Source organism: Thiomonas sp. X19 (assembly GCF_900089495.1).
Taxonomy (GTDB): domain Bacteria; phylum Pseudomonadota; class Gammaproteobacteria; order Burkholderiales; family Burkholderiaceae_C; genus Thiomonas_A.
In genome coordinates this window covers 720284-734107 of record NZ_LT605203.1, presented here as the reverse complement: position 1 = coordinate 734107, position 13824 = coordinate 720284, and the positions used below count along the sequence as shown (strand labels likewise).

The window sequence follows — 13824 nt, the reverse complement described above, 5'->3', positions numbered from 1 at the left end:
GCCGAAACATCCCCTCACATTTCAGCCAGCCAAGCGCCCAAAAATGCGGCTTGCGGCGATTATCATCCCGCGCTGCAATGACTGAACCCACCTTCCAGCCGGACAAACCGGCGCCCTCGCCCGCCTCCCCGCCCCGCAAACCCCAGCCGCGTTCCCGCAAGCCCGCGCGCCGCGGCCTGCCGCGCTGGGCGTCCATCATCCTCGGGCTGGCGCTGCTGGGCCTGGCCGGAGCGCTGCTGCTGACGGTGTGTGTGGTGATGCTGTGGCCGCGCCTGCCCGACCTGAACAAAGTCACCGACTATCGCCCCGACCTGCCGCTGCGGGTGTACACCGCGCAGGGCACGCTGATCGGCGAATTCGGCGTGCAGCGCCGCGCCGTCATTGCCTACGACCAGGTGCCCAAGCAGCTCAAGCAGGCGGTGCTGGCGGCCGAGGACTCGCGCTTTTTCGAGCATGGCGCGGTGGACTTCACCGGCGTCATCCGCGCCGCGCTGGCCGACTTCGGCGCCGGTGGCGCGGTGCAGGGCGCATCCACCATCACCATGCAGGTGGCGCGTGACTTCTACCTCTCGCCCGAGAAAACCCCGCTGCGCAAGTTCGTCGAAGCGCTGATGGCCTACAAGATCGAGAACACGCTGAGCAAGGATCAGATTCTCGACCGCTACCTCAACCAGGTGTATCTGGGCCAGCGCGCTTATGGCTTCGCCGCCGCTGCGCAGGTGTACTACGGCAAGCCGCTCACCGAGTTGAGCCTGGCGCAGATGGCGGTGCTGGCCGGGCTGCCGCAAGCGCCCTCGGCCTACAACCCGCAGAACAGCATGAAGCTGGCCGTATGGCGCCAGCATTACGTGCTCGGGCGCATGCTGGCGCTGGGCGACATCAGCAAGCAGCAATACGACGACGCCATCGCCGCGCCGCTGAACGTGCTCGCCGGTCAGGGCGTGCTGCACTACAGCGTGGACGCCGATTACGCCGCCGAGGCGGTGCGCCAAATCATGGTGGCGCGCTTCGGCGAAGCCGCTTACACCGACGGCTACAAGGTCACCACCACGCTGTTGGACAAGGACCAGACCGCCGCCAACGCCGCGGTGCGCGCCGGCCTGCTGGCCTACGACCGGCGCCAAGGCTGGCGCGGTCCGGAGCGCCACATCGACCTGCCAGACGGCGAGCACGCCGCCACCCAAGCCGCCGTGGCCGCGCTGAAGAACGCGCACGACGTGGGCGGGCTGAAAGCCGCCGTGGTGTTGCAGGTGAGCCCCAAGACCGTGGTGGTGGTGCGGCGCGACGGCCAGCAGGAAACCATTACCGGCGACGGCCTGACGTTCTGCCGCCCCGGCCTGTACGACAAGGCTCCGGCCGCCAAGCGCGTGGTGGTGGGCAGCGTGGTGCGCCTGCTCAAACTGCCCAAGGGCGGCTGGGAAATTGCGCAACTGCCGCTGGCGCAATCGGCCCTGGTGTCGCTGCAGCCACAGACCGGCGCGGTGCAGGCCTGGGTGGGCGGCTTCGACTTCAACCACGAGAAGTTCGACCATGTGAACCAGGCCTACCGCCAGCCCGGCTCCAGCTTCAAACCCTTCATCTACTCGGCCGCGGTGGCCGAGGGGCTGGCGCCGTCCACCATCATCGACGACGCGCCCATCTCCATCAACCCCGGCGCCGGCCAGCCGCTGTGGCAGCCGCACAACTACGAGAACCACTTCGCCGGACCCATGCCGGCCGCTGCCGCGCTGGCGCATTCCGACAACGTCTGCGCCGTGCGCGTGGTGCTGGCCGTGGGCGTGCCGTATGCGCGCGACCATGCCTCGCAGTTCGGCCTGCCGCTCGACCAGATTCCCCCCTACCCCACCATGGTGCTGGGCGCCGGCAGCTTCACGCCGCTGCAGATGGCACGCGCCTACGGCGTGTTCGCCAGCGGCGGCTATCTGGTGCAGCCCACGCTCATCAGCACCGTGGTGGACGCGCGCGGCAATGTGCTGTTCACCGCGCCGAAAACGGCGCTCGGCCAGCCCGATGCGCCACGCATCATCAGCCCCGGCAACGCCTACCTGATGACGCGCATGATGCAGGACGTGATTCACTACGGCACCGGCGCCGCGGCGCAGGCGCTGGGCCGTACCGATCTGGCCGGCAAGACCGGCACCACCTCGCACTTTTTCGACGCCTGGTTCGACGGCTACAACCACAACCGCGTGACCATCACCTGGGTGGGCTACAACCAGCCGCGCAGCCTGGGCCGCGGCGAGCAGGGCGCCAGCGTGGCGCTGCCGATCTGGATGCAATACATGCGCACCGCGCTGCAGGGCGACCCCGACATCCCCTGGGCGGCGCCGCCTGACGTGGTGCAGATCCCGGTGAACCCGGCCACCGGCTTCGCCTCGGTGGGCCGCTTCGCCGTGCCCAACGCCAAAGAGGCCTATTTCCTGCAGCAATACCCGCCGCTGGACCCGGCCGCGGTGCCGGCGCAGTTGCTGGGCGCCGCCTCGGGCGCGGCGGCCGCTGCCGCGGTGGGTACGGCTGGCGGCCGGCTCACCTCCGGCTTCGGCGAGCCGATCACCAGCGGCACCCCGACGCCGAGCGCCAGACCCGCCGCCAAAGCCCAGCCGGTTCCGCAGCAGAACAACGCCCCCTTCATCGTGCTGCCGGGGCTCGGCAAGTAAGCCGGGCCGCGCCCATCGGGTCGGGTGGGGTGCGCCGTACGGCCTCCTGCGCGCCTTGGGCCGCTGGCCTGCGGCAGTCAAAGCCCAGGGGAACTTTCAGCCCCGGCCGGCGGCTCCAATCCGCATGGCTCGTGCGGGCGGGATTTTGCTTACAACCATTGCCGCCCGGCCTGCCTAAGATTGGTCAGTTCGGCGCGATCTGCCATGCTTTTCCCACAACTCGCACCCATCATTCGGAGATCGTTCATGTTGCGTTTCCTGCGTCACGCCCGGCCGGCTGCGGCCCTGTCGCTGGCCTGCCTGGTCCCCATGGCGCCGGCTTTTGCGGCCGGCTTCACCTTCACCCCCTACCCCACGGGCAAGCCGCTGCCGCTGGCCAAGGTCACGTTCGAAAACGCCCAAGGCAAGCCCATGACCCTGGCGGACTTCAAGGGCAAGGTGGTGCTGCTCAATATCTGGGCCACCTGGTGCCCGCCCTGCGTGCATGAAATGCCCACGCTGAACAAGCTGCAATCCATGCTGGGCGGCAAGAACTTCGAAGTGGTGCCGCTGTCGATCGACAAAGGCGGCATCTTCACGGTGAAAAGTTTCTACCAGGACAACTTCATCGACCATCTGCCCATCTACGTTGACCCCACCAGCCACGCGCTGGACATGCTCGACATTCTCGGCACGCCCACCACCATCCTGATCGACAAGCAGGGCCACGAAGTGGCCCGCACCCTCGGCCCGGAAGACTGGGACAAGCCGGCGGTCATCGCCCAGATCAAGCGCTACATGGCCGCGCCGGCTCCGGCCAAAACCGCCGCGCTGGCCCACACCCTGCCAACCCTGGCCGCGCTGGTTCCGGCGTCGGGAACCGACGGCACCAGGGCCCTGGTGCTGCGCTGAGCGCGACGCGCCACGCGACCCTGAGGCGACGCTGAACAAATCCCCGTGACGCCGCGCGCTGCAACCTGCGCGGAGACAGTCCGGCGAGGTCGCATGCGGCCTCGTTCGCCGATCAGGTGCGCGGAGCGAGTCTGCCGATCCGTCCGCTGACCGCTCGCCGACGCCCCCTTCATCACGTCCATGCATCACGTCCACCTGAAGCGTCAAACCGAAGCCCCGCCGCACTGTTCGCCACACCGCGATGTCCATGTCCACCGAAAGCCTGCCCAGCCCCGCGCGACGCGCGGATGAAGCCTGGCCGGCGGCGGTCAAGCTCGTCATGGGGGCGCGCTTTGGCCGCAGCGTCGGCCAGGGCGCGCTGGTGGTGGGCTTCTCCCTCTACCTGCACGCGCTGAACTGGAGCGCGGCGGCCATCGGCGCGGTGCTGTCGGCCGGGCTCTTGCTCGGCGTGGCGCTGACCCTGCTGATCGGCCCGGCCAGCGACCGGCTCGGGCGCAAACAGTTCCTGCTGGCGTACGAGGGTGTGCTCATCCTGAGCGCGCTGTTGGCGCTGGCCAGCAGCGCCACCTGGGTGCTGACCTTGGGCGCGGTGCTCGGCGGCTTCGGCCGTGGCGCCAACGGCGCGGCCGGTCCCTTCGGCCCGCTGGAACAGGCCTGGCTGGCGCAGGATCTGGCGCCGGCGCAGCGCTCGCGCGTGTTCAGCCTGAATTCCACGCTGGGCTTTTTCGGCATGGCGCTGGGCGCACTGCTCGCCGGGCTGCCCGCGCTGTGGGGCGGTTTGCTGCCCGGTGCGCTGGCCTATCGCCCGCTGTTCGTGCTGCCCCTGATGGGCTCGGCCATCGGCCTGGCGCTGATCTGGCGTGCGCCGGATGTGAAGCGGGCGCGGACCAAACCGCCGCTGTCCGCATCGGCCACGGCCATGCCGGATGCCGACACCGAGTTCCAGGCCGTGGAGGGCAACGGCCCAAGTGCAACGCCGGACACGCCCGCGGCCCATGAGGAGAAGACGCAGGGCCGCGGGCACTCCGCCACCCACGCCGAAGAGAACCGCATGCTCTGGCGCCTGGGTCTGGCCAATTCGCTCAACGGCCTGGGCATCGGCCTGGTGGCGCCGCTGATGGCGTATTGGTTCCTGCGCCGCTTCGACCACGGCCCGGCCACCATCGGCCCGGCGCTGGCGGCGAGTTTCGTCCTCGCCGCCGTCGGCGCGCAACTCGCCCAGCGCTTCGTGCCGCGCTATGGCGTGGTGCGCACGGTCGTGGGCATGCGCGGGGCGGGGCTCCTGCTCATGGTGCTCACGCCCTTCATGCCGGTGTTTGTCCTGGCGGCCGGGTTCTGGGCAGTGCGCGCCGCCTTCAACCAAGGCACGCTGGGAGTGCGCCAGGCGCTGACCATGGGGCTGACGCGCCAGCACCGCCAAGGCCTGGCGGCAACGGTGAACAACGTCTCCATCCAGGTGCCGCGCGCCATCGGCCCGGCCATCGCCGGCCTGATGCTGCACCAGGGCTGGTTGACCGCGCCGTTCATTGTGGCGGCGGGGTTTCAACTGGCCTACCTCGTCGCCTACCAGCGGTTCTTTGGCGACATGGAAAAGCCTGGCGCCTGATCCCCCAACACCGAGGAACGGCCTGGCCTGCGCAATGGCACGCCATCTTGCGCCGCCTTGTGCAGGCCTTGCGGGCCGGTGCTACAAACGGTGCCACACCGCCATCCAGCCATCCCCGCCATGCGCAAGCTCCATGTTGTCGTCGCACTCCTCACCCTTGGCATCACCCCGCTGGCGCTGGCCGGCACGCGAGCCGTGCAATGCATGCCGGCCGACGGCGCCACCCAGGTCGATCGTGTCGTGCAGCCCGGCGTGCGTCTGGCCTCGGCGCAAGCCGCAGCGGCGCTCACACCGGGGCGCTTGCAGTTGCGCACACCGATCGGCACGGTCGTCACGGGGCTGCTGAAAGTCAGCGGCGACACCGCGACCTTCGAGCCGGCCGCGCCACTGGCCGGTTGCACCCGCTACACGCTGGACTTCAGCGCCGCGCGCACGCCCGGCGCCCTGCCCGTCATGCCCGTGCGCAGCAGCTTCACCACGGCCTGCGGCGACTGGACACCGCCCACGGGAATCGACGACGCCCGCACCGCCCGCCTGACGGACCGCCCGGCCAGCGGCGTGCAGCTTGCGAGCGGCGCGAGCGGCACCGTAGCGGCGGCCTGGTTCCAGAACGACGGCGTGCGCAACGCCATCGAGCTCAGCCGCTTCACGCCAGCGACCGAATTCTGGAGCGCGCCTGTCGCCATCGACCTGCGCGGCCCCGAGGCTGGCGCCGCCAACATTCCGGCGCTGGTGGCCGATGCGCACGGACAGGTCACCGCCGTGTGGTTCCAGGCTCTGCAGGGGCACAACACCATCCAGGGCCGCCGCCTGGCAGCCGACGGCGATGGGTCGGCTCCGGTTCGGCTCGACAACCCGGCGTTGTCGGGCAACGCCACCAACCCGCAACTGGCGGCGAATGCCGCGGGTGATGTGGCCGTGGTGTGGCAGCAGCCCGACGGCCACCACACCGGCATTTTCGCCAGCGGTTTCAGGGTCTCGGCAGGGCATTGGCAGCCCGCCATGGCGCTGGACCACGGCGGCGGCAATGCCTACAACCCGGTCGTGGTGGCGAGCGCGGACGGCGGCTTCATCGCCGCGTGGCAACAGGGTGCGCGCGGGCATGAGGCGGTGATGGTGGCGGCGCAGTTGCCGGACGATGCCGCGCATGGCGCCACCGGCAGCACCCCGTGGTCGTGGACACGGCCCTGGCGACTCAGCCCCGCCGGCGCGCGGGCGCAAAACCCCGTGCTGATCGGCAACCCGCAAGGCGGGGCGGCGGTCGCCTGGGTGCAGGGCAGTGGCGCGCTCCGGCGCATCGCCGTGCGCCAGCTCGCCGCCGGGCAGCGCAACGCGCCGCTCACCGCTTCGCCAGTCAGGCTCATGCAAAGCCCCGCTTTCCGCGGCGCCGCCCTGGCCCCGGCGCTGGTGAGCGACGCCGCCGGCAACATCACCCTGGCGTGGGAGCAGGCCGATGTGGCCGCCCCGGCGCAGGCGCGCTACGCCATCCTCGCCAGCCGCTTCGACGCCGCCACGCGCCGCTGGAGCACGCCGGCGCAGTTGGACGACCCGAAACAGGCCAGCGCCGGCAACCCGGTGCTGGTGGCCGACGGCGCCGGCAACGTCACCGCCGCCTGGTATCAGGACGGCCCGCGCGGCATGCAGGTGCAGGCCGCGCGCTACGACCCGAGCATCGCGCGCTGGGGCGCCGCAACCCTGCTGTCGGACACGCGCACCACGGTGGAAGCCAGCTTCCCCGCCCTGGCGGTGGACGCCGCCGGCAGCGTCACCGCCGCCTGGCAGCAGTACAACGGCTGGCGCACGGTGGTGATGGCGAGCCGGTTGCCTTGAGTTCTCAAGGCAACGAAGGGGACGCTCGCGCCTTCGAGGCGGCCCACCAAAAAGTAAGGCACCGACGGACGCAAGGTCTGAACGGTGCCTGACGGTTCTGCTCCCATGGGCGGGAGCGGTTTCACGCCGCAGCGTGTGGCTGGATCAGAGAACTCCCTCGGTCATGGGCAATGGCGCCTCCTTCTTGTGGTGAGCCTGATCCGACTCTACGCCGCTGCCTGCCGCCATGCAAGCCCCGATCGCGCCCCATGCATCGCCGCGTTGCTCGGCGGCAAAACAGGCTGAACGAGGCTCCATCGCGCCGCCCCCAAGGCGACCCGACTCACGCCCCAGCCGCCTTGAACTGCTTGCTCAAACCCTGCCAGCATTGGGCATAGCCGCGCTGCAACAACGGGGTTTGCAGCGCCCAGGGGGTGGGGTGGATGACCTGGCGGGTTTCGAACATGAAGGCCATGGTGTCGGCCACCTTGTGCGGCTGGGTGGTGTCGGCGGCGCTGGCGCGGGTGAAGGTTTCGGCGTCGGGGCCGTGGGCGCTCATGCAGTTGTGCAGCGAGGCGCCGCCGGGGACGAAGCCTTCGGCCTTGGCGTCGTACACGCCATGGATCAGCCCCATGAATTCGCTGGCGACGTTGCGGTGGAACCAGGGCGGGCGGAAGGTGTTCTCGGCCACCAGCCAGCGCGGCGGGAAGATGACGAAATCCAGATTGGCCGTGCCCGGCGTGTCGCTGGGGGAGGTGAGCACGGTGAAGATGCTGGGGTCGGGGTGGTCGTAGCTGATCGAGCCGATGGTGTTGAAGCGCCGCAAGTCGTACTGGCAGGGGGTGTAGTTGCCATGCCAGGCCACCACGTCCAGCGGCGAGTGGTCGATGGGCGCACGCCACAAGCGGCCCTGGAATTTGGCGACGAGTTCGAACATGCCGTCGACATCCTCGTAAGCGGCATGCGGGGTGATGAAGTCGCGCGGATTGGCGAGGCCGTTGGCGCCGATGGGGCCGAGTTCGGGCAGGCGCAGGAGGGCGCCGAAGTTCTCGGCGACATAGCCGCGCGCCATGCCGTCGGGCAGTGCCACGCGAAAGCGCAGGCCACGCGGAATGAGCGCGATCTGCTGCGGCCCGATGTCCAGCCGCCCGAGTTCGGTGTCGATGCGCAGCCGCCCTTGTTGCGGCACGATCAGCAACTCGCCATCGGCGTCGTAGAAAAACCGCTCGCGCATGTCGGCATTGGCGGCGTAGAGGTGGATGCCGACGCCGCTCTGCGCATCCGGGCCGCCGTTGCCGGCGTAGGTGACGAGGCCGTCGATGAAGTCGGTGGGCTGCGTCGGCAGCGGCAAGGCGTCCCAGCGCGACTGCGTCGGCGGGGTTGGCGCTGCGCCGAAGGCATGGGTGAACAGCGACGGCGGCAGCAAGGTGAAATCGCCATGCACGGCGGCGGGGCGAATGCGGTAGAGCCAACTGCGGCGGTTGGCCGCGCGCGGCGCGGTGAAGGCTGTGCCCGAGAGCTGTTCGGCATACAGACCCAGCGGCGCGCGCTGCGGCGAATTGTGCCCCAGCGGCAGCGCGCCGGGCTCGGCCTCGGTGGCGAAGTGGTTGCCGAAACCGCAGAGGCCGGCGGCGGGGTTGGTGGCGACATGCGTGGCGTCTTGCGCGGCGGATGGGACTGGCATGCTGATCTCCGGGATGGGCGGGCTTGGCGCGCGGCAAGGCCGTGCACCGCACGTCGTCTCGGTCATCGTAGATATTTCCGTTGTCGATCGGATCAATAATGTCCATTCACGCCATGAATGGACAGCCGCCATGCGACAACTGCGCGATCTTGACCTCAACCTGCTGCTGGTGCTGCGCGAAATCCTGCAGCAAGGCAGCGTCTCGGCCGCGGCCCGGGCACTGCGCCTGTCGCAACCGGCCACCAGCAATGCGCTGGCGCGGCTGCGGCGGCAGTTCGACGACGACCTGTTCGTGCGTGGTCCGCGCGGCATGCAGGCCACGCCGCTGGCTTTGCTGCTGGCCGCGCCGCTGGACGAGGCGCTGCAGCGCCTGGCTGCGGCCGTCAACCAGCCCACCCGCTTCGACGCGGCCAGCAGCAGCCAGCGCTTCACCCTGGCGCTGACGGACGTGGGCGAGGTCTATTTCATGCCTGCGCTGCTGGAGCATTGCGCCCGCGTGGCCCCGGCGCTGGCCATTGGCAGCGTGCGCGCCGGGGGGCAAAACCTGGCCGAGGCGATGGCGGCCGGGCGTATCGACCTGGCCATCGGCGCCTTCGAGGACATGGCCCCCGGCCTGCTGCAGCGGCGCCTGTTCAGCCAGCCTTACGTCACCCTGCTGCGGCGCCAGCACCCGCTGGCGCGCGAACTCAGCGGCGGCCGCATTCCGCTGGCAGCGTTCAAGGCGGCGCGCCACCTGCTGGTGGACAACCCGGCCAGCCCCTACGGCCAGATCGCGCAGGCACTGACCCGTGCCGGGGTGCGCAACATCGCCCACACCAGCGTGCCGCATTTCGTCGCCGTGCCGTACATCGTCAGCCAGGCCGATTTGCTCGTGACGGTGCCGCGCAAACTGGCCGAACGCGCCGCCGCGCCCTTCGGGCTGGTGATGCTCACACCGCCGATCCGCCTGCCGCGCCTGACCACGCATGTGTTCTGGCACCGCCGCGTGCAGGGCGACGCCGCCAACATCTGGCTGCGGCGGCAATTGGTGAGCCTGTTCGCCGAGGCGGGGTGAGCGGTGCGCGGCCCTGGCAAAGCCGCGCATCTGCCCTGCCACGCGCCAAAGGCCATGGATATTTCCCCAGTCCGTACCATTGCGAACCCCTCCCCATGCATGGGGAAGGGGCCGGCCACCACTGCCATGGAAGATGCACCGGGTGGGTCATCCCTCCAGTTCGCGTAGCGCCGTTCTCATCTCGCGGTCCTGAGGGAGAGGCCAGGAGGGACGCGCCTCCAGCCCCGTTCTGATCTCCACCACCTGTGGAGGAAGCCGGGAGGGGTATCCCTCAAGCCCGCGCAACGCTGTTGTTCTCACCTCCCCCACATCGTGGGGGAGGCCGGGAGGGGGAGCGCCGTGCCCCGCCCCATCCCAGCCGCCCATTCTGGAAAACTCCATCACCGCCTCGACACGGCTCGGAGGCTTGCCGTCCCCAGCGGTGCTCAAGCAGGCATGCCTTATGCTCGTGTGACCGCGTATGACTGGCGCCGCATGGTGCGGCGCTGCCACGCGGCACACATGAGCGCCCCATCCACAAGCGGTGTGGGCACGCCTTCCTCCAGCGCATGACCGGTCTCGAAATCACCCTGCTCTACCTGGTCGCCGCCGTGCTCGGCGTGGCGCTGTTCCGCTATGTCCAGCTTCCGGCCATGCTGGGTTATCTGGCGGTGGGGGTGGTCATCGGGCCGAACGCGCTGGCGCTGGCAGGTGACCCGGCGACGGTGCAGCACCTGGCCGGATTCGGCGTGGTGTTCCTGATGTTTTCCATCGGCCTGGAGTTCAGCCTGGCGAAGATTCAAGCCATGCGCAGCCTGGTGTTCGGCCTGGGCGCGGCGCAGGTGGGCGCCACCATCGCCCTGGTGGTGGCCGGCAGCGTGTTGCTGGGTTGGCTGGCGCCGGGCTGGTGGGCGCGGCCGCTGAGCTATGGCGTGGTGCTGGGCGGGGCCATGGCGATGTCGTCCACCGCCATCGTCGTGAAATTGCTGGCGGACCGGCTGGAGCTGGAGTCCGAACATGGGCGGCACATCATGGGGGTGCTGCTGTTCCAGGATCTGGCGGTGGTGCCGCTGCTGGTGATCATTCCGGCGCTGGCCACGTCCGGCAGCCATCTGCCCATGACCCTGGGCTGGGCGGCGTTGAAGGCAGCGGTGGCGCTGGGCGTGATTCTGCTGGCCGGCGGGCGCCTGCTGCGGCCCTGGCTCAAGCTGGTGGTGCGGCGCAAGTCGGACGAGCTGTTCATGCTCAACCTGCTGCTCATCACGCTGGGGCTGGCCTGGCTGACGCAACTGGCCGGGCTGTCGCTGGCGCTGGGGGCTTTTCTCGCCGGCATGCTGATTGCCGAAACCGAATTCCGCCATCAGGTGGAGGCCGACATCCGCCCGTTCCGCGACGTGCTGCTCGGGCTGTTCTTCATCACCATCGGCATGCTGCTGGACTGGCGCCTCGTCCTGGCGCAATGGTGGGGGGTGCTGCTGCTGGCGCTGCTGCCGCTGCTGGCCAAGACGGCCGTGGTGTTCGCGGTGGAGCAGTGGCGCGCCACCCCGCCGGGGCTGTCGCTGCGCACCGCGCTGTGGTTGGCGCCGGCCGGAGAGTTCGGCATCGTGCTGCTGAATCTGGCGGCATCGCATCGTCTGCTGCCACCGCAGTTGCTGAGTCCGGTGCTGGCGGCGGCGGTGTTGTCGATGCTGGCCGCGCCGTTTCTGGCGCAGCACATCGACGCCATCGTGCTCAAGCTGGTGGCGAATGAATGGATGCTGGCTTCGCTGCAGCTCACCGACATCGCCCGCAAGACCATCAAGACCCAGCGCCACGTCGTCATCTGCGGCTACGGGCGCTGCGGCCAGAACCTGGCGCAGTTGCTGCAGGAGGAAGCCATTCCCTATGTCGCGCTCGACCTCGACCCCGACCGCGTCGCCAAGACCCGCGCCACCGGGCGCAACGTGGTCTTCGGCGACGCCGCGCGCCTGGCCAGCCTGCAGGTGGCCGGCCTCACGCGCGCCAGCGCCGTGGCCATCACCTATGTGGACAAGCGCTCGGCGCTGCGCGTGCTGCAACTGGTGCGCGCACATGCGCCGCAGGTGCCGGTGATCGTGCGCACGCGCGACGACTCGGGCCTGGACGAGCTGCGCGCCGCCGGCGCCACCGAGGTCGTGCCCGAGGTGCTGGAAGGCGCGCTGATGCTGGCCTCGCAGACCATGGCCGTGGTGGGCGTGCCGCTGCCGCGCGTGCTCGCCCGGCTGCGCGCGGCGCGGGCCGAACGCTACGGCCTGCTGCGCGATTATTTCCACGGCATCGACGACCCCGGCAGCACGGTGGAGCAGCGCGAACAGGCGCGGCTGCAGCCCCTCACCCTGCCCACCGGGGCGCTGGCCGTGGGCTCCAGCCTGGCCACGCTCAACCTCCACGGCGCCCATGTGGCGCAGGTGCACCGCGCCGATGGCCATGTGCTGCAAGCCGAGCCCGAACTGGTGCTGGCCGCCGGCGACACCATCGTGCTCTCGGGCTCACCCGAAGCCCTGGCCCTGGCCGAGGATGCCCTGCTGGGGGGCGATTGAGCCGATTGGCCTGCGTGGCGACCCGGCAGAATCAGCCCCGCGGCGCGACACGTTGCCGAGCTCATGCAGCGGCAGCGGCTTGCCCTTGGCCACGCCCTGCAGTCGGTGAACTGCGCCGGCAGGGTGTTGGCGCCTTGTGCGCTGCCCGGTGAGTTGCCACGCCTCCATCGCCGTCGCGCGTTTGTCAGCGACCCGCGTCCAGCAGCGCGGCTTGCAGCACGTCCAGCGCTTCAGCGAACAGGGCGTCGGGAATGGTCAGCGGGAACAGGAAGCGCAGCACATTGCCGTTCACACCGCAGCTCAGCAGGATGAGCCCGCGCTCCAGCGCCGCGGCTTGCACCCGCTTGGTCACGTCGGCGTCGGGTGCGCCGGTTTTCGGATCGGCAAACTCCACCGCCACCATCGCGCCCAGTCCGCGCACATCGCTGATCCGCAGCACCTGCCCGCGCAGACTGGTCAATCGCGCCTGGAGCTGGTCGCCGAGTTTCTGGCCGCGTGCGGGAAGTTGTTCCTGCTCCATCACCTCGATCACGGCATGCGCTGAGGCGATGGCCAGCGGATTGCCCGCATAGGTGCCGCCCAGGCCGCCGGGCGCGGGTGCGTCCATGATCTCGGCACGGCCCGTCACCGCCGACAGCGGCATGCCCGAAGCCAGTGATTTGGCGATGGTCATCAGGTCGGGAAGCACGCCGGTCCGCTCAAAAAAATGTTCCATCGCGAACATCTTGCCGGTGCGCCCGAACCCGGTCTGAACTTCGTCGGCGATGAGCACGATGCCATGCTCATCGCAGAGCTTGCGCAGCCATTTCACGGCTTCGGTCTGAATCACATTGAAGCCGCCCTCGCCCTGCACCGGCTCGAAAATGATGGCCGCCACGCGGGAGGGTTCGATGTCGGCCTTGAACAGATGCTCCACGGCCTTCCTGGTCTCGTCCAGCGAGGTGCAATGGCAGGGAAACGGCGCGTGATAAATCTCGGCCGGGAAGGGGCCGAAGCCGGCCTTGTAGGGCTGCACCTTGCCGGTGAGCGAGACGGCGAACAGGCTGCGGCCGTGGAAGGCGCCGCCAAAGGCGATCACCCCCGGGCGCTTGGTGTAGGCGCGGGCGATCTTGATGGCGTTCTCCACCGCCTCGGCGCCGGTGGAGAACAGCGCGGTTTTTTTCGCGTGGCTGCCGGGCGTCAACGCGTTGAGCTTTTCGGCCAGACTCACATAGCTTTCATACGGCACGACCTGGTAGCAGGTGTGGGTGAAGCGATTCAATTGCTCCTGCAGCGCGGCGACGATCTTGGGATGGCGGTGGCCGACGTTCATCACGGCGATGCCGCCGGCGAAGTCGATGTAGCGGCGGCCTTCGACGTCCCACAACTCGGCGCCCTCGGCACGGTCGGCGTAGAAACTGGCCATCACGCCGACACCGCGCGGCGTGGCAGCGGCGCGGCGGGCTTGCAGTTGTTCGTTGCGGGAATGGTTCATGGTGGCTCCTTGTGAAAGGTTTTCCCCACCCCGGCCCTCCCCACGAGTGGGGAGGGCGCCCAACCCCTCCCCCACACTGTGGGGGAGGCCGGGAAGGGGAGAGCGAGGTTCG

General features: G+C 69.5%; 8 protein-coding genes. 6 read left to right on the top strand and 2 right to left on the bottom strand.

Features of this window, described 5'->3' with window-relative positions:
• Positions 1-77 precede the first annotated feature (77 nt).
• The 4 genes from THIX_RS03435 (at position 78) to THIX_RS03420 (ending at position 6984) form a co-directional block, all read left to right on the top strand.
• On the top strand, positions 78-2657 hold the full coding sequence (locus THIX_RS03435) for a penicillin-binding protein 1A (RefSeq protein ID WP_112484954.1): 2580 nt from the start codon (positions 78-80) through the stop codon (positions 2655-2657).
• Between the two features lie 246 nt (positions 2658-2903).
• Entirely contained in the window at positions 2904-3548 is a 645-nt protein-coding gene (locus THIX_RS03430) for a TlpA disulfide reductase family protein (protein ID WP_112484952.1), read from the top strand.
• 247 nt (positions 3549-3795) lie between these two features.
• Positions 3796-5154, top strand: a complete 1359-nt coding sequence (locus tag THIX_RS03425; protein ID WP_233224375.1) for an MFS transporter — start codon at positions 3796-3798, stop codon at positions 5152-5154.
• Between the two features lie 120 nt (positions 5155-5274).
• The gene (locus tag THIX_RS03420; protein WP_112484950.1) at positions 5275-6984 is read left to right on the top strand and encodes an Ig-like domain-containing protein; all 1710 of its coding nucleotides are present in this window, start codon (positions 5275-5277) and stop codon (positions 6982-6984) included.
• A gap of 322 nt (positions 6985-7306) precedes the next feature.
• Here the strand turns inward: THIX_RS03420 and hmgA are convergent, their stop codons facing one another.
• A complete protein-coding gene (gene hmgA / locus THIX_RS03415) occupies positions 7307-8647 on the bottom strand; it encodes a homogentisate 1,2-dioxygenase (RefSeq protein WP_112484948.1) in 1341 nt (446 codons plus the stop codon).
• Between the two features lie 130 nt (positions 8648-8777).
• On the opposite strand from hmgA, the gene THIX_RS03410 reads away from it, so the two are divergent.
• Both THIX_RS03410 and THIX_RS03405 read left to right on the top strand, forming a co-directional pair.
• A complete protein-coding gene (locus tag THIX_RS03410; protein ID WP_112484946.1) occupies positions 8778-9701 on the top strand; it encodes a LysR family transcriptional regulator in 924 nt (307 codons plus the stop codon).
• Between the two features lie 548 nt (positions 9702-10249).
• A complete protein-coding gene (locus THIX_RS03405) occupies positions 10250-12238 on the top strand; it encodes a monovalent cation:proton antiporter family protein (RefSeq protein WP_112484944.1) in 1989 nt (662 codons plus the stop codon).
• A gap of 184 nt (positions 12239-12422) precedes the next feature.
• Here the strand turns inward: THIX_RS03405 and gabT are convergent, their stop codons facing one another.
• A complete protein-coding gene (gabT, locus tag THIX_RS03395; RefSeq protein WP_112484940.1) occupies positions 12423-13712 on the bottom strand; it encodes a 4-aminobutyrate--2-oxoglutarate transaminase in 1290 nt (429 codons plus the stop codon).
• Positions 13713-13824: the final 112 nt, after the last annotated feature.